General features: G+C 74.9%; 13 protein-coding genes. 8 read left to right on the top strand and 5 right to left on the bottom strand.

From position 1 onward, the window contains the following. Nucleotides 1-75: 75 nt before the first annotated feature. Nucleotides 76-1,026, top strand: coding sequence for a GDP-L-fucose synthase family protein (locus OIE69_RS27850; RefSeq protein ID WP_326576632.1), 951 nt, complete (start codon nucleotides 76-78; stop codon nucleotides 1,024-1,026). A gap of 3 nt (nucleotides 1,027-1,029) precedes the next feature. Here OIE69_RS27850 and OIE69_RS27855 read toward each other — a convergent pair whose 3' ends face one another. Further along, nucleotides 1,030-2,511 (bottom strand): sugar transferase, encoded by a 1,482-nt coding sequence (locus OIE69_RS27855; RefSeq protein WP_392567578.1) that lies wholly within the window; start codon nucleotides 2,509-2,511, stop codon nucleotides 1,030-1,032. Nucleotides 2,512-2,915: 404 nt separating this feature from the next. Between OIE69_RS27855 and OIE69_RS27860 the strand changes: the two genes are divergently transcribed. Continuing rightward, complete coding sequence (locus OIE69_RS27860; protein ID WP_326576633.1) at nucleotides 2,916-4,634, top strand: ABC transporter ATP-binding protein; 1,719 nt, start codon at nucleotides 2,916-2,918, stop codon at nucleotides 4,632-4,634. After that, nucleotides 4,631-6,403 carry an ABC transporter ATP-binding protein gene (locus tag OIE69_RS27865; protein ID WP_326576635.1) on the top strand — a complete coding sequence of 591 codons (1,773 nt, stop codon included), beginning with the start codon at nucleotides 4,631-4,633 and terminating at the stop codon, nucleotides 6,401-6,403. Before OIE69_RS27860 ends, OIE69_RS27865 begins: the two co-directional genes overlap by 4 nt. A gap of 15 nt (nucleotides 6,404-6,418) precedes the next feature. Here OIE69_RS27865 and OIE69_RS27870 read toward each other — a convergent pair whose 3' ends face one another. Both OIE69_RS27870 and OIE69_RS27875 read right to left on the bottom strand, forming a co-directional pair. Continuing rightward, entirely contained in the window at nucleotides 6,419-7,342 is a 924-nt protein-coding gene (locus OIE69_RS27870) for a DUF6891 domain-containing protein (RefSeq protein ID WP_326576637.1), read from the bottom strand. A 57-nt stretch (nucleotides 7,343-7,399) separates the two neighbouring features. After that, on the bottom strand, nucleotides 7,400-8,692 hold the full coding sequence (locus tag OIE69_RS27875; RefSeq protein ID WP_326576639.1) for an MFS transporter: 1,293 nt from the start codon (nucleotides 8,690-8,692) through the stop codon (nucleotides 7,400-7,402). Nucleotides 8,693-9,044: 352 nt separating this feature from the next. Between OIE69_RS27875 and OIE69_RS27880 the strand changes: the two genes are divergently transcribed. Next, the gene (locus OIE69_RS27880; RefSeq protein ID WP_326576641.1) at nucleotides 9,045-10,034 is read left to right on the top strand and encodes a small ribosomal subunit Rsm22 family protein; all 990 of its coding nucleotides are present in this window, start codon (nucleotides 9,045-9,047) and stop codon (nucleotides 10,032-10,034) included. A 9-nt stretch (nucleotides 10,035-10,043) separates the two neighbouring features. Here the strand turns inward: OIE69_RS27880 and OIE69_RS27885 are convergent, their stop codons facing one another. Together OIE69_RS27885 and ddaH are read right to left on the bottom strand one after the other, a co-directional pair. Continuing rightward, on the bottom strand, nucleotides 10,044-11,585 hold the full coding sequence (locus tag OIE69_RS27885; protein WP_326576643.1) for a phytoene desaturase family protein: 1,542 nt from the start codon (nucleotides 11,583-11,585) through the stop codon (nucleotides 10,044-10,046). A gap of 19 nt (nucleotides 11,586-11,604) precedes the next feature. Beyond that, nucleotides 11,605-12,459, bottom strand: a complete 855-nt coding sequence (ddaH, locus tag OIE69_RS27890) for a dimethylargininase (RefSeq protein ID WP_326576645.1) — start codon at nucleotides 12,457-12,459, stop codon at nucleotides 11,605-11,607. A 122-nt stretch (nucleotides 12,460-12,581) separates the two neighbouring features. Here ddaH and OIE69_RS27895 point away from each other — a divergent pair, with 122 nt between their 5' ends. From OIE69_RS27895 to OIE69_RS27910, 4 genes are all read left to right on the top strand, one after another. After that, on the top strand, nucleotides 12,582-13,487 hold the full coding sequence (locus OIE69_RS27895; protein WP_326576647.1) for a LysR substrate-binding domain-containing protein: 906 nt from the start codon (nucleotides 12,582-12,584) through the stop codon (nucleotides 13,485-13,487). An 86-nt stretch (nucleotides 13,488-13,573) separates the two neighbouring features. Beyond that, nucleotides 13,574-14,137 (top strand): cysteine dioxygenase family protein, encoded by a 564-nt coding sequence (locus tag OIE69_RS27900; protein WP_089221734.1) that lies wholly within the window; start codon nucleotides 13,574-13,576, stop codon nucleotides 14,135-14,137. Next, the gene (locus tag OIE69_RS27905; protein WP_326576649.1) at nucleotides 14,134-15,255 is read left to right on the top strand and encodes a YeiH family protein; all 1,122 of its coding nucleotides are present in this window, start codon (nucleotides 14,134-14,136) and stop codon (nucleotides 15,253-15,255) included. Before OIE69_RS27900 ends, OIE69_RS27905 begins: the two co-directional genes overlap by 4 nt. Nucleotides 15,256-15,482: 227 nt before the next feature. Then, nucleotides 15,483-16,865: a serine hydrolase domain-containing protein gene (locus OIE69_RS27910; protein WP_326576650.1), complete on the top strand. Its 1,383-nt coding sequence runs from the start codon at nucleotides 15,483-15,485 to the stop codon at nucleotides 16,863-16,865. The last annotated feature ends 10 nt before the right edge of the window (nucleotides 16,866-16,875 follow it).

Here is a 16,875-nt window from a genome sequence, read left to right on the forward strand (position 1 = left end):
GGTTATGTTTCTTTTGCGTACTGATGTTTGGAATCACCCCCGGTGGGGTGAACCCTCCTGGCAGAATCCGCTTCCATGAGCGAAGCGAACGCACTCCTGCCCGACCGCGCCCGGATCTTCGTCGCGGGCCACCGCGGCCTGGTCGGATCGGCGGTGACCCGGCGGCTGACCGCCGACGGGCACGAGGTGATCACCCGGGGCCGCGGTGAGCTCGATCTGCGCGACGCGGCGCGCACCGAGGCGTTCCTGAAGGATCAGCGGCCCGACGCGGTGGTGCTGGCGGCCGCCAAGGTCGGCGGCATCATGGCCAACAGCACCTACCCGGTGCAGTTCCTCGAGGACAATCTGCGCATCCAGCTGAGCGTGATCGCCGGGGCGCACGCGGCCGGGGTGGGCCGGCTGCTCTTCCTGGGCTCCTCGTGCATCTACCCGAAGCACGCGCCGCAGCCGATCCACGAGGACGCCCTGCTGACCGGCCCGCTGGAGCCGACCAACGAGGCGTACGCGCTCGCCAAGATCGCCGGCATCGTCCAGGTGCAGTCCTACCGCAGGCAGTACGGCGCCTCGTTCGTCTCGGCGATGCCCACCAACCTCTACGGCCCCGGCGACAACTTCGACCTCGAGACCTCGCACGTGCTGCCCGCGCTCATCCGCCGCTTCCACGAGGCGCGGCGCGACGGCGCCCCCGAGGTGGTGCTCTGGGGCTCCGGCAGCCCGCGCCGGGAATTCCTGCACGTCGACGACCTCGCCGCCGCGTGCGCGGTGCTGCTGCGCACGTACGACGGCGAGGAGCCGGTCAACATCGGCTGCGGCGACGACCTGACGATCCGCGAACTGGCCGAGACCGTGCGGGAGGTCACCGGCTACGAGGGTGCCGTCGCCTGGGACACCTCCAAGCCCGACGGCACCCCGCGCAAGCTGCTGGACATCTCCCGTCTCTCCGCCCTCGGCTGGAAGCCGCAGATCCCGCTGCGGGACGGGATCGCCGCCACGTACCGCTGGTGGAGGGACGATTGCGCTGCCTGACATTCAGTACGCTCCGCGGCCGTCCACGACGGCCCGGAACGTACGGGCCATCACGTCGACGTCGCTGGTGAACGTCCAGTTGTCGACGTACCGGAGGTCCAGCTGAAGCGTCTCGTCCCACGAGAGGTCCGAGCGCCCGCTGACCTGCCACAGGCCCGTCAGACCGGGCTTCACCGACAGCCGGCGCAGCGCGACCTCGTCGTAGCGGGCGACCTCCTCCGGCAGCGGGGGGCGCGGGCCGACGAGCGACATCTCGCCCCGCAGCACATTGATCAGCTGCGGCAGTTCGTCCAGTGAGCAGCGGCGCAGGATCCGCCCGACCCGTGTGACGCGCGGGTCGCGGCGCATCTTGAACATCAGGCCGTCGCTCTCGTTGGCGGAGGCCAGTTCGGGCTTGCGGTCGTCCGCGTCCGTCACCATCGTGCGGAACTTCCACATGGTGAAGGGCACGCAGTCCACCCCGTGGCGGATCTGCTGGTAGAACACCGGCCCCTTGGAGCCGAGCCGGATGGCCGCCGCGATGAGGCCGAACAGCGGGGAGAGCAGCAGCAGTCCGACGCCGGCGCCGGCGCGGTCCAGCACCTCCTTCAGGCCCACCTGGACCCCACGCCGCAGCGGCGGGCTGATGTGCAGCAGGGTGAGGCCGGCGGCGGAGGTGAGCTCCACCCTGCGCACCGCGACGTCCGTGAGGCCCGGGAGCACGGCCAGCGGGATGCCCGCGTCGTGCACGGCCCACGAGAGCTGCCGCAGGCGTTCTCCGGCCATCCGCGGTCCGGGCGCGACCAGCACCAGGTCGGCGCCGAGTTCCCGCGCCGCGGTCAGCACCGCGCCGGAGTCGGCGCTCGGCCGCGCCGGTGACAGCGACTCCAGCCGGGCGGACACGGGGGCGCCGCACTCCAGGTTGGCCAGCCCGACGGGGATGGCGCCGACCACGACGTACTCGTGGTCGGTGCGCGCGGCCAGCTGGTCGACAACGTAGTCGGCCGCGCTCGGCTCGCCGATCACCAGGATGCGGCGCACCGCGTGCGCCTCACGCCGGGAGGCCAGCAGATGACGGTAGGTCAGTTTGCGGCAGGCGGTGGTCAGCAGCAGACCCGGAGTGAGGGCGAACAGGGCCACGGACGGTTCGGACTGCTCGCCGAGCAGCGCGCGGACCACCGCGAGCACGCCGAGCAGGACCATCCAGTCGTAGAGCACGGACAGCCCGCTGCGCGACTCGCCGAGTGCGCGCTGGGTGTACCTGCGCCGGGCGGTCTGGACGATCAGCCAGGCCGCCGCGGCGGTCACGGCGCACAGCACCGGGTGTGGCTGGAACGTGGCGTCGAAGACGACCCCGACCGGGAGCGCGATCCCCATCGCGTCCGTGACGAGTGCCGCCGGCAGGTACCAGCGCGCCTTGTCGCTCAGCCCGCGCGGGGTGGCCGTACGGCCGCGCGCGGGAGACGTATCTATCGGGCCTGAATTGGGTATACCGACACGCCGCATGGACCCCCCTGGCACAACGCGACAAAAGTGGGCACACCCGCTACTTCCCCAAGCAGCCGTGCGCCGTAGTAACCCGGAACGCTATGCCAAACAGTTGTGCGTTCGCTGCGGTTTACGAAATTTCGGAGGCCAGTTGTCCTGAAGTTCACATTCGGCTTGATCTGTCCGCTGGAGGGTCCTGTGATGCGGTACGGCGCCGTCTGGGGATCGTTCCTGATCGTAAGGGGTTGAGGGTGCCCTGTCCGCGCTCCTGACGCGCTCCGGTGGGCGGTTCGCGCGCCCCCGGCCGGAAGGCGATGTGTGCCGTCCCTTCGTATACAGGCGCGCGCTGTCGGAACCGCTCGTTCCGGGACGGGTGGGGGGAGGGTGACAGAGCGGACGGACCGGATCAGTATGGTGTGGCCATGCCAGGCAGTCGCACCGCTCCCACCGCGAGGGACATCGGCAGTCCGGTCCGGTTCCTGTGGTGGCTGGTCGTCAGCCAGCGCCGCCGCGTCACCCTCGGCGCGCTGCTGGGCAGCACGTGGATGGCGAGCCTGGCCCTGTCGCCCTACCTGCTGTCGCGCGCCGTCGACGACGGCCTGCGCGCCGACGACCACGGCGCCCTCGCCGGGTGGTCCGCGGCGCTCCTCGCCGGCAGCGGGGTCACGGCGTGGCTCGGCATCGCCCGGCACCGGACGATGACCAAGGTCCGGATGGACGCCTCCTTCCGCACCGTCCGGGTCACCGTGGCGCACGCGACGCGCCTCGGGGCCACCCTGCCGCGCCGGGTCACCGCGGGCGAGGTCGTCGCCATCGGCATGAGCGACGTGCAGGCCATCGCCCAGTCGCTCACCGTGACCGGTCCCGGGGTCGGCGCCGTCGTCGCGTACGTGACCGTCGCGGTGCTCCTGCTGTCCATATCCCCGCTGCTCGCCGCCGTGGTGCTGGCCGGGGTGCCGCTGCTCGCCGTCACCGTCGGGCCGCTGCTGCGCCGGCTGCAGGGCGTCGGAGCCGGCTACCGCGAGCAACAGGGCGCGCTGACCGCCCGGTTGGTCGACGTGGTGACCGGGCTGCGGGTACTGGGCGGCCTCGGCGGCAAGGAGGCGTACGCCGTGCGCTACCGCCGCGACTCCGCGGCGCTGCGCGAACAGGGCTACCGGGTCGGCGCCGTGACCAGCTGGGTCGGCGCCCTCGGCAACGGGCTTCCCGCGCTCTTCCTCGCGGTCGTGACCTGGCTGGCCGCGCGGATGGCCGCGGAGGGCTCGATCGGCGTCGGTGACCTGGTCGCCGTCTACGGCTACGTCGCCGTGCTGGTGATCCCGGTGGCGTTCTTCATCGAGGGCGGCGCCGACCTGGCCCGGGCCACGGTCGCCGCCCGGCGGGTCACCCGCTTCCTCGCCCTGCGGCCCGAGCACGCAGACGACCCCGAGCGTGCCTCCGCCCCCGCCCCCGGCGCACCCGCCGTCCTGCGCGACCCCGGCTCCGGCGTCGAGGTCCGCCCCGGACTGCTGACCGCGCTCGCCGCCACCCGCCCCGAGGACGCCGTCGCCGTCGTCGACCGGCTCGGCCGCTTCGCCCCCTCCGACGCGACCTGGGGCGATGTCCGGCTGGACGCCGTCCCCGTCGGGTCGCTCCGCGACCGGGTCCTCGTCGCGGACAACGAGGCCGACCTCTTCGCCGGCACCGTCCGCGAGGTCGTCGCCGGACGCCACGAGCCCGCCGACGACGCGATCCGCGCGGCCGTCCGCGCCGCCGCGGCCGGCGACGTCGTCGACGCCCTCCCCGACGGCCTCGGTTCCGCCGTCGCCGCGCAGGGCCGCAACCTCTCCGGCGGCCAGCGCCAGCGCCTGCGGCTCGCCCGCGCCCTGCACGCCGCCCCGGACACCCTGCTCGCCGTCGAACCCACCTCCGCCGTCGACGCCCACACCGAGGCCGCGATGGCCGCCGGGCTCCGCGCCGCACGGCAGGGCCGCACCACCCTGGTCACCACGACGTCCCCGCTCGTGCTCGAACAGGCCGACGTCGTCGTTTTCCTCGTCGACGGCAAGGCGGCCGCGACCGGCGCGCATCGCGACCTGCTGCGTGACGAGGCCGGCTACCGGGCGCTGGTGGCGCGGGGCGCGGGCGAGGGGGCGGGGTGACGGCGGACGTGCTGCCGGTCGCCGACCGTGCCCGGGTCCGCCGTGCGGCCCTGGGTGAACTCCGCGCCGACCGGCGCGCGTTCGCCGGCGTGCTCGCCCTCAACGCGCTGGCCGCGGGCGCCGGCCTCGCCGGGCCGCGGCTGCTCGGCGCGATCGTGGACACGGTCAAGGACGCGCCCGGCCGGTCCGCCCTCGCCGCCGTGGACCGGCTGGCGCTCGCCATCGCCGCCTGCACGGTGCTGCAGATCCTGCTGTCCCGTCAGGCCCTCAAGGCGGGCGCCCGCTTCGGCGAGCGCACCGCGGCCCGGATCCGCGAACGCTTCCTCGACCGCACCCTCGCCCTGCCCGCCGCCACCGTCGAGCGGGTCCCCACCGGCGACCTGGCCGCGCGCGGCACCACCGACGTCACCGCCGTCGCGGTCACGCTGCGCGACGCGGTGCCCGAGGTGCTCGTCTCCTGCGTGCAGGTGCTGTTCGTCGTGGGCGCCGTCGTCCTGCTCGACCCGCTGCTCGGGCTGTGCGGACTGGCCGGCATGGCGGTGATGGGGGTCGCCCTGCGCTGGTACCTGCGCCGGGCCCGCGCCGCCTACCTCGCCGAGGGCGGGGCCAACTCGGCGCTCGCCGAGGAACTGTCGGCCACGGCCGCCGGGGCCCGCACCGTCGAGGCGCTCGGTCTGCAGGCACGCCGTGTCGCGAAGGCCGAGACGGCCGTCGCGGAGGCCCGCCGCACCCGGCTGCGCACGCTCTGGTTGCGCACGGTGCTCTTCCCGGCCGTGGACGTCTCCTACACGCTGCCGGTCGTGTGCGTGCTGCTGGCCGGAGGCGCGCTGCACCAGCGGGGCGCCGTGTCCCTCGGCACCGTGATCGCCTCGGCGATCTACCTGCGGCAGCTGGCCGGGCCGCTGGACAACCTGCTGCTGTGGGTCGAGCACCTGCAGGGCAGCGCCGCGTCGTACGCACGCGTGGAGGGCCTGGCGATGGTCCCCGCGGCCGGGCCGCCCACCGCGGCCGTGCCCGCCGGAGGCCGCATCGAGGTCACGGACGTCCGGTACGCGTACGGCCACGGCGGCGACGTGCTGCACGGCGTCCGCCTGGACGTACGGCCCGGGGAACGCCTCGCCGTGGTCGGCCCGTCCGGGGCCGGCAAGTCCACCCTGGGCCGGCTGCTGGCGGGCGTCGACCGCCCCCGCAGCGGGGCCGTCACCGTCGGCGGCGTGCCGGTCGCCGACCTCGCCCCGGACGAACTGCGCCGCCAGGTCGTCCTGGTCACCCAGGAGCACCACGTCTTCCACGGCACGCTCCGCGACAACCTCCTCCTCGCCGATCCGGCCGCCACCGACACCGAGTTGCGCGCGGCGCTCGCCGCCGTCGACGCGGCCTGGGCCGACGACCTGCCCGACGGTCTCGACACCGCACTCGGCGCCGGCGCCCACCCCCTCGGCGGCGCCCAGGCGCAGCAAGTCGCCCTGGCCCGGGTCGTCCTGGCCGATCCCCACACCCTGGTCCTGGACGAGGCCACCGCCCTGCTCGACCCGACGACGGCGCGCAGCACCGAGCGCGCCCTCGCCGGCGTCCTGCGGGGCCGCACGGTCATCGCCATCGCCCACCGGCTGCAGACCGCCCACGACGCGGACCGCGTCGCCGTGATGGACCGCGGGGTGGTCACCGAACTCGGCACCCACCACGACCTGGTGGCCGCCGGAGGCGCCTACGCCGCCCTGTGGCGCTCCTGGCACGGCACGACGGACACCCCGCGGACCACGGCCTAGCGTGCCCCGCCCGGTCTAGCCGACCAGCCGCTTGCGCCAGTCCAGAGGGGTCACCGTGATGACGCTGTCCGGGTCCCCGTCCCACTCCGACGGCAGCCCGGCCGCCGTGAGCGCCGCGACGACCTCCCGGCCGACCGCCGCCGTCGTCCCGGACGAGCCGTCGAAGCCCCCGTAGAAGAGGGGCAGCCCGCGTCCGGCGGCCGCCGAGTCGGTGCACCCGGAGTGGAAGTAGACGAATCCGCGGGCGTCCGGCGCGCCCACCGCGCCGATCCCGGAGTCACGGGGCGAGCCCGGGCCGGCGAGGAAGTTCTCCCGCGCCGTGATGCCCGCCCGCTCCAGCGCCGCGAACGCGCCGGTGAGCCGCTCCGGGTCGGTCTCGTCCTCCCAGCGGGCCTGCTCCGCCAGGCGCTCCAGCCACATCCGGTCGACGAGCTCCCATGCCTGCTCGGAGGAGACCGGCCGCCGCCGCCCGGAGACGAGGAACCGCTCGGCGGCCTCCGCCAGTTCGGCCCGGGTGGCGTACCCGCCGACCAGCAGCTCGCGGACCCGTCGCTCCAGGCGGGCCCGCTCGTGGTCGTCGAGCTTCAACGGGCGGACCCGTTTGGGGGCCCGGAGTCTCATGCGCTCCCAGGCGAGCCCGTGGCCCCAGCCCTCCTCGCCGCGGGCCCAGCCGGCCATCGCGGCCAGCACGGGTTCCGGGGTGTCCTCGTACGCCACGTAGTGACGGTCGTACCCGCCGTCGCGGTGCTCCAGTTGGTAGTAGCCCTCCACGGGGGCGTACCACACCTGCAGGTAGACCTCCGGCAGGTCCGGTATCCGCTGGACGACCAGGAACAGCTCGCCCCCGGCCCCCAACCCGGCCACCAGGTCGCCGAGTTCGCGCGCGGAGACCCGGACGTGCCGCCGCCCGTCCTCCCTGCACACGGTGATGGGAAGCATGCGCCCCACCTTGGCACGGACCGCCGCCCCGGGGCCATGCCCGCGGGGTGAGGGCATTCACGTCGAGGCGGGCTTTCCCGTGGGCTCGTTCTTCTCCTGTGCCCCCGCCCGCCCGCGGCCCTCGGCCGCGGACGGCAGCGCACGCCAGGGCAGGAGCAGGGCGCTGGCGACGCACAGCACCCCCGCGACCAGGATCGCCACACGGACGCCCCCCACGGCGGCGACGACACCGCCGACCAGCATGGACAGGGGCTGGGCCGTCTTGGAGCCCACCGACCACGCGGTGACCACCCGGGTCATGACGCCGTCGTCCGTGGCGGCCATGCGGTACGTGGCGAAGGACGGGTTGAAGACCCCGGCGGCCAGCAGCAGGAAGGTGTCGGCCGTGATCATGACGACAGGCCCGAGAGCACCGGCCGGCACCCAGGCGAGCAGCAGGAGCCACGGGGTGCGCAGCACACCGAACAGGAGCAGCACCCGGTGCGGGCCGAGCCGGCGGGTGAGCGGGGCGGTGAGCCGGGAGCCCAGGGCGCCGCCGAGGCAGGGCAGCCCGAGCGCCAGACCGTACTGCCAGGGGGTGAAGTGCAGTTCGCGGAGCATCATGACGGTCAGCAGCGGACTGCCCATCATGATGGCTCCGCCGAAGAGCATGGCGTTCCAGAAGAGCGGCCGCAGGCCGCGGTGCCCCATGACGTAGGCCCAGCCGGCCATGAGGTCCCGGCCGCGGCCGGTCGACCCGGCCCGCGCCGGGGGCTCCGGCTCGGGCCGGCGGATCAGGCGGACACCCAGCGCGGACAGCAGGAAGGAGAACCCGTCCACGGCCAGCGTGACCGTCGTCCCGAAGGCGGTCACGAGCAGCCCGCCGAGCGGCGGGCCCGCGCTCAGACTGAGCCAGCTGGTGGTCTCGAACCGCGAGGCCGCCCGGAGGCGGTCGCCCGGCGGGACGAGACCCTTGAGGTGCGCGGTGCTCGCCGCGCCGAACACGATGGCCGCGGCCGCCTGGACGACGCCCACCAGGCACAGTTGAGCGAAGGTGAGCACGCCGAGCGCCGCCGCGACCGGGACGCTGAGCAGCACGAGGCAGCGGAGCAGATCAGCGGCGATCATGACGGGGCGCTTGCGGCGGTGCTCGACGCGGCCACCCAGCGGGAGGGTGATGGCGGCGGCCGCGAGCGCGGACAGCGCCGCGAGGAGGGAGACCTGGAAGGCCGTGACCTCCAGCGCCAGGACGGCGACCAGAGGCAGGGCCCCGGTGCCGATCGCGCTTCCCGCCGCACTCACCGCGTAGGCGCCCCACAGCCGGCCGAAGTCACGGCGTGCGTCGTTCGATTGATCATCCGACGAGGTCATGGCGGCTGAGCCTAGGGGCGACCACCGACACGCGGCAGAGGTGCGCACAGGGCGGGAAGGCGCGACCCCGCGAGCGGCAATCCACACCCTCGGGTCGGCCCGCGGGTCCGGACGGTCCCGGACGAGAGCCCCGGCGCGGTCGCCGGGACCGGGCCCGAGACCGAGGAGAGGCGGTCGATCCGCTGCGGGGCCTCGTCCACGCCCGTGCCGTCGCCGGCTTCCGGCCCGGGGCGGCAGCGGCCCGGTCGCGTCCCGGTGCCGGTGACCTCGCCGTCGCCTCCGGTGCGGGTGCCGGTGCACCCTGGCGGCGACCGCGCCGGCCCGGTCCGGGCGGCCCTTACCCTTGACCTTTGTGTCCTCTCTGCAATCCGCCCTCGCGGGGCTCCTCGACGGGCTCCCGCCGGGCCGCGCCACCCAGGCCGTCGACCGGCTGATCGCCACCTACCGGGGGCGCACGCCCAGCAGCACCCCGATCCTGCGCGACCGCTCCGACGTCGCCGCCTACGCGGCGTACCGCATGCCGGCCACCCACGCCGCGGTCGGCGCGGCGCTCGCGGAGTTCCGGGCCCGGGCGGGGGAGTGGGCGCCGGCCAGCCATCTGGACGTGGGCGGCGGGACCGGCGCCGCGACCTGGGCGGTCGCCGACGCCTGGGAGGACGGGACGCACACCAGCACCGTCCTCGACTGGTCGGACGCGGCGCTCTCGCTCGGCCGCGAACTGGCCGCGGACTCGGAGCACGCGGCGGTGCGGGACGCGCGCTGGCAGAGGACACCGCTGGGCGGCGGCGCCCGGCTGCCCGAGGCGGACCTGGTCACGCTGTCGTACGTCATCGGCGAACTGACCGGGCCCGACCGCGACGCGGTCGTCGCCGAGGCCGCCAGGGCGGCGCGCGGCGCCGTGCTCGTCGTCGAGCCGGGCACGCCCGACGGCTACGCGCGGGTCCTCGCGGCGCGCGAGAGGCTCGTCGCGGACGGCTTCCACGTCCTCGCCCCCTGCCCCCACGACGGCACCTGCCCGGTGCAGGCCCCCGACTGGTGCCACTTCGCGGCGCGGGTCGCCCGGACCTCGCTGCACCGGCAGGTCAAGGGGGGCTCGCTGCCGTACGAGGACGAGAAGTTCAGCTATGTCGCCGCCGCCCGCTTCCCCGCGGCGCGTGCCGGCGCACCGGACCGGGTCGTCCGGCATCCGCAGATCCGCAAGGGGCAGGTCCTCATCGACCTGTGCACGGTCGAGGACGGCCTGCGCCGCGACACCGTGACCAAGCGGCAGGGGCCGCTGTACCGCGCGGCCCGCGACGTCGCGTGGGGCGACGCGTGGCCGCCCGAGGCCGAGCAGGGGTAGCGCCCCGCGTCAGGCGCCCAGCACCGCCATGGCCGCGTTGTGGCCCGGGACGCCGCTGACCCCGCCGCCGCGCACCGCGCCCGCCCCGCACAGCAGCACGTTCGCGTGCGCGGTCCCCACGCCCCAGGCGCCGCCGCCCGACTCCGCGTACGGGAACGCCAGGTCCCGGTGGAAGATGTGCCCGCCGGGCAGGCCGACCTCCCGCTCCAGGTCGAACGGGGACTTCGCCTCGATGCACGGCCGCCCGTCCGCGTCCACCGCCAGGCAGTCGGCCAGCGGTTCCGCGAGCACCGCGTCCAGCTGCGCCAGGGTGGCCTTGAGCAGGGACTCCTTCGCCTGTGCGGGGTCGTCCGCGAAGAGCCGCGCCGGGGCGTGCAGCCCGAAGAGGGTGAGGGTGTGCACGCCCTGTGCGGCCAGGTCGGGGGAGAGGATCGAGGGGTCGGTCAGCGAGTGGCAGTAGATCTCGGAGGGCGGTGCCGTGGGCACCGTGCCCTCGGCCGCCTCGCGGTAGGCCCGGTCCAGCTGGGTGTACGACTCGGCGATGTGGAAGGTGCCGGCGAAGGCGTCGCGCGGGTCCACCGCGGTGTCGCGCAGCCGCGGCAGCCGGCGCAGCAGCATGTTCACCTTGAGCTGGGCGCCCTCCGGCTTCTCCGGGGCGGCCTCGCCCAGCAGCCCGGCCAGCGCGTACGGCGAGGCGTTGACCAGCACGTGGCCCGCGCCCACCCGGCCGCCCTCGAAGGACACCTCGGCCCGGGTGCCGTCGGTCTCGACGGCCGTGACCTCGGTGCCGGTCACGATCTCCGCCCCGGCCGCCCGCGCCGCGTCCGCCAGGGCGTCGGTGAGGGCGCCCATGCCGCCGACGGGCACGTCCCAGTCGCCCGTGCCGCCGCCGATGACGTGGTAGAGGAAGCAGCGGTTCTGCAGCAGCGAGGGGTCGTGCGCGTGGCTGAAGGTGCCGATCAGGGCGTCGGTCAGCACCACGCCGCGCACCACGTCGTCCTCGAAGACGGACTCGACGGTCTCGCCCAGCGGCCGCTCGAACAGCGCCGACCAGGCCTCCGGGTCGGCCACGGTCCGCTCCAGTTCGGCCCGGGAGGGCAGCGGCCCGGTCAGCGTCGGGAAGACGCGCTCGGCGACCCGCTGCGTCATGCCGTAGAAGCGCTGCCAGGCCTCGAAGTCGCGGTCGGAGCCGGTCAGCCGGACGAAGCTCTCGCGGGTCGCGGACGGCGACTCGGCGTCGACGAGGAGCCCGCCGTCGCCGTGCGGGGTGTAGGAGGAGATGCGCCGCCGCCGCACGGCGAACCGCAGCCCCAGGTCGTCGACGATCTTCCGGGGCAGCAGGCTCACCAGGTACGAGTACCGGGACAGCCGTGCGTCCAGACCGGTGAAGGCGCGGGTCGAGACGGCGGCGCCGCCGGTGCCCGGCAGCCGCTCCAGCAGCAGCACGGAGCGGCCCGCGCGGGCGAGGTACGCCGCGGCGACCAGGCCGTTGTGGCCGCCGCCGACGATCACGACGTCGTACGAGGTGCGGAGGGGCAGCTGCTGCGACATGCGCCCCTTCGTATCACGCTCAGTCGCGCAGCTCCATGGTGCAGCACTTCACGCTGCCGCCGGCCTTGTGCAGTTCGGACATGTCGACCGGCACCGGCTCGTAGCCGCGCTCGCGCAGCCGCCGCAGCAGCCCGGTGGCCCCGGAGGGGACCAGGACGTTGAGGCCGTCGCTGACGCAGTTGAGCCCGAAGGCCGTGGCGTCCTGCCGGTTGGCGGTCAGCGCGTCGGGGAAGAGGCGGCGCAGCACCGCGCGGCTGCCGGGGGAGAAGGCGTCCGGGTAGTACATGATCTCGTCGCCGGAGAGCACGCACAGCGCGGTGTCCAGGTGGTAGAAGTGCGGGTCCGTGAGCTCCAGGCCGACGACGGGGCGGCCGAAGAACTCCTGGAGCTCGGAGTGCGACAGCGGGCTGCTGCGGAAGCCCTTCCCGGCCAGCAGCCAGCTCTCGGTGACGGCGAAGTCCCCCTCGCCCTCGTTGACGTGGTGCGGGTCGTGCACCTCGCCGTAGCCGCGGTTCAGGAACCACTCGCGGTGCGCGGGAGCCTCCGCGGCCCGCTCGGGGTTGGCGAAGCGGGCGCCGAAGACCCGGCCGTCGACCACGGTGGCGCCGTTGGCGGCGAAGACCATGTCCGGCAGGCCCGGCAGCGGCTGCAGGATCTCGACGGTGTGCCCCAGCGAGCGGTAGCGGTCGCGCAGGTCCTCCCACTGCAGCAGGGCGAGCGCGGGGTCGACCGGCTTCGTGGGGTCCATCCAGGGATTGATGGAGTACGTGACGCGGAAGTACGTGGGAGGACACATCAGATACCGGCGGTACGAGGCGGTTCGCGCTGCGCTCAATGAAGGCTCCTCGCGGTGTGGTTGAGGCCGTAGTGACATGGTGGACCCACAGCGGACACCGCGCACCGGATTGCGGACGCAAACACCCCCCGGCGCAGTGGTCCCAGAAGCACCAGGAGGCCCTGTGCCGGGACACCCCAAGTTTCTCTTATGATTCATGCGTGTTCGATTCCAGGCACATCAAGACGTTCCACACCGTGGTCACGGCCGGCTCCTACTCGGCCGCGGCCGCGGCGCTCGGCTACACGCAGCCCGCGGTCACCCAGCAGATGAAGGCGCTGGAGCGCTCGGTGGGCACCGCGCTCTTCGTCCGCGTCGGGCGGCGCATGCGACTGACCGAGGCGGGGGAGGCGCTGGCCCGGCACGCCGAGACCATCCTGGACAGCATGTCCGTGGCCTGGGAGCAGATAGGGGCGGTGACCCGGCTGGAGACCGGCCGGGTGAGGCTGTGCGCCTTCCCCAGCGCCAACGCCACCCTGATCCCCGAGGCGCTCGCCCTGCTCGCGGCCGAGCACCCCGGCATACGGGTCGAGCTCCTGGGAGACGAACCGCCCGACTCGCTGGAGCGGGTCACCCGCGGCGAGTGCGACATCACTCTCGCCTTCACCTATCCGGGACTGCACGAGGCCGTGCCGGACGACCTGGTCGAGATCCCGCTGCTGGAGGACCAGCTCATGGTCCTGATGCCGGCCGGGCACCGGCTGGCGAGGTCCCGCTCGGTCCGGCTCGGCGACCTGGCCGGCGAACGCTGGATCGCCGGCTGCATGCGCTGCCGGGTCAACTTCCTCCACGAGTGCGCCGAGCTGGGCTTCGCCCCCGACATCGCCTTCGCCACCGACGACAACCTCGTGGTGCAGTCGCTGGTCGCCGAGGGGCTGGGGGTCGCGATGATGCCCGGGCTGGTGCTGTCCTTCATGCGGCTGGACCGGGTCACCGGCCGGCCGCTGGACCCCGTCTCCCGCCGCCGGGTCGCGGCGTACGTGCCGCGCGACCACCTGCGGATCCCGGCCGCGGCCCTGGTGCTCGACGCGCTCCGGACGGTCGCCGAGCGGCGCAGCGGCTGCTGACCCGGACCCCATCCATAAGGAGGGGAACAGCGGGGTGAAGGAACTGTCAGTGGACGCCCGGGCCCGCGCGCACGGACGCTGCGGGCATGACCTCCGCGACCGTTCCGGTGCTCTCCGCGCCCACCGCCAGGCTGGCCCGCCTCGTCGACGAGGTGCGGGAGGCGGTCGGCCGCGGCCTGGCGCCCGGCCCCACGGCCCACCTCGTGGGCGAACGGCTCGCGCCGCACCTCGGCGCCCCCGACCTGCTGGCCGGGCGGCACACCGAGGGCGACCCGGACCGCTACCGCCAGCACGTCCTGCACGCCGAGGAGGACGGCAGCTTCTCCGTCGTCGCCCTGGTCTGGCTGCCGGGGCAGCGGACGTCCATCCACGACCACGTCTCGTGGTGCGTCACGGGCGTGCACCAGGGCCGGGAGCACGAGCGCCGCTACCGGCTGGTCCCCGACGGGGCCGGCTCCCGCCTCGTCCCCACGCAGGACGTCGTCAACGCCCAGGGCGAGGTCTGCGGATTCGCGCCGCCCGGTGACATCCACGAGGTGTGGAACGGCGGCCCCGGCAAGGCGATATCGCTGCACATCTACGGGGCCGACATCTCCCGCCTGGGCTCCAGCGTGCGGCGCGTCTACCGGCTGCCGGTCGGCGAACGGTGAACCTCCGCACCCCTACGCGCACCCCCGCGACCGCCCCGCGCGGGGCGACGCCGGCCGCCCGCCCCGCAGCGGCCCCCGCCGGAAGCGGTGCGGGCCGCCGCCAGGCCGCGGCGGCCGTCCTGCCCGGCCTGCTGGTGGCCGCCCTGGGCGCCGCCCTGGCGACCGTGCTGCACCTGCTGCTGCCCGCCGTGCCGGTGCCCACCAGCGCCGTCGTCCTCGGCATCGCCGCCGCCAACCTGCCGGGCCTGCGCACGACCCTGCGCGGCCGGGCCCGGCCCGGGCTGACCTTCGCCGGGAAACGGCTGATGCGGGTCGGCATCGTCGTCCTCGGACTGCAGCTCGGCCTGGACGACGTGCTCGGACTCGGCTGGGCCACGGCCGGCATGGTGGTCTGCGTCGTGGCCGCCACCTTCTGGGGCACCGTCTGGCTCGGCCGCCGCATGGGACTGCGCGGCGACCAGCCCCTGCTCATCGCCACCGGCTACTCCATCTGCGGCGCCTCCGCCATCGGCGCGGTGAGCCAGGTCACCGGCAGCGACGAGGAGGACGTGGCCGCGTCCGTCGCCCTGGTCACGCTCTGCGGCACCCTCGCCATCGGCGTGCTGCCGCTGCTGCACCACCCGCTCGGTCTGGACGACGTCCAGTTCGGCCGCTGGGCCGGGGCCGGCGTGCACGACGTCGGGCAGGTCGTCGCGACGGCGCAGACCGCGGGCCCCGCGGCGCTCGGCGAGGCGGTGCTCGTCAAGCTGATGCGCGTCGCGCTCCTGGCGCCCCTGGTCGCGGGCGTCGCCTACGCACTGCGCCGGCGGCGCGCGATCTCGGGCGCCGCGGGGCCGGACGCCGCGGCCTCGGCCCGGCGTACGCCGCTGCTGCCGCTGTTCGTCGTCGGCTTCCTCGTCATGATGGCGGTGCGCAGCACCGGAGTCCTCCCGGCCGGCGTGCTCGACGGCGCGCAGCAGCTGCAGCAACTGCTGCTGGCCATGGCCATGGTGGGGCTCGGGAGCATGGTGCACCTGCCCGCCCTGGCGCGGACCGGGCCGCGTGTGGCCGCCGTCGGCCTCGTCTCCTGGACCCTCATCGCCACCGTCTCCTACGCCGGCGTGCTCCTCACCAGCTGACGGCCGCGGGCCCTGGCGCGACCGCGACCGGGCCGCGACGAGTCGAGGGTCGCTGTGCCGAGCGCGGTACCGGCCCGCCGGATGGTGTCGTTCAGGGCGGAACCGACGCCCGCCTCTCCCCGACCGCGGCCGGTGTCGCCAGGCCCGCGCCGAGGGCGACCGCGGGTACGGCATGGCCGGTGCCGTGCGCCCGGCACCCCGTCCGGGGCGACCTCTAAGGTGAGCGCATGCCGACACCGCAGACCGAGCCCGACGACGTCCTGCTCCCCGACACCCGCCGGGCCCTGCTGCACCGCGTCGCGGTCGCCCAGTCCCGCAGCCGCACCCCCTCCCTCGTGGCGGCCGTCGTCCGGGACGGCCGGGCCGTGTGGACCGGGGCGCGCTCCTGCGTGGACGGTCACGCACCGGACGGGGACACCCAGTACCGGATCGGCTCCCTCACCAAGACCTTCGTGGCCGTCCTGGTGATGCGACTGCGCGACGCGGGGCGCCTCGGGCTGGACGACCCCGTCGAGAAGCACATCGGCGGCACCCCCGCAGACGGGGTCACCGTCCGCCAACTCCTCACGCACACCGCGGGACTGGCCGCCGAGACCCCCGGCCCCTGGTGGGAGCGCACGCCCGGCGCGCTGCGCCCCGGGACGGCCGACCTCCTCGGCGAGAGGCCGCGGCTGCACCCCGCCGGCGAACGCCACCACTACTCCAACCCCGGGTTCGCCCTGCTCGGCGCCGTCGTCGAGGCCCTGCACGACGGCGCGCCCTGGGACGAGGTGCTGACCTCCGAGGTCCTCGAACCGCTGGGGATGACCCGTACGACGCGCCGCCCGCGGGCCCCGCACGCCGGAGGCTGGGCCGTCCACCCGTACGCCGAGCTGATGATGGCCGAGGCCGTGCAGGACACCGGGCTGATGTCCCCCGCGGGCGAACTGTGGTCGACCGCCGACGACCTGTGCCGCTGGGCCGCCTTCCTCGCCGCGGGCGACGAGCGCGTCCTGGCGCCCGCCACGCTGGAGGAGATGCGCCGGCCGGCCGCGCCGGGCGGCGACCAGGGCCTCGGCGTACAGCTGTCGAAGGGCCCGGGCGACCGGGTGCTGGTCGGTCACGGCGGCTCCATGCCCGGTTTCGTGGCCGGGCTGTGGTGCGACGTCGACGAGGGCCTCGGCGCGGTCGTCCTCGCCAACTCCACCACCGGAGCCCCGGCCACCTCGATCGCCGCCGACCTGCTGCGCCTCGTCGCCGAACGCGAGCCCCGCATCCCCGAGCCCTGGCGGCCCGTCTCCCACCCCGACCCGGAACTGCTCGCCCTCACCGGCCACTGGTACTGGGGCACCGCCCCGTACGTGCTGCGCGTGCGCACCGGCCGCGACCTGGAGCTGACCGCCCTGTCCGGCACCGTCCGCGGCGCCCGCTTCCGCGCCCGACCGGACGGCACCTGGACCGGCCTGGACGGCTACTACGACGGCGAGACCCTCCGTGCCGTGCGTACGGACGACGGCGCCGTCAGCCACCTCGACCTCGGCTCCTTCGTCCTCACCCGCACCCCCTACGACCCCGCGGCCCCCGTCCCGGGCGGAGTCGACCCCTCCGGCTGGACCGCCCCCCTCGGCTAGCGTCCCGCCG

Origin of the sequence: Actinacidiphila glaucinigra (assembly GCF_035918135.1) — a bacterium.
In the GTDB taxonomy this organism is placed as follows: Bacteria; Actinomycetota; Actinomycetes; order Streptomycetales; family Streptomycetaceae; genus Actinacidiphila; species Actinacidiphila glaucinigra.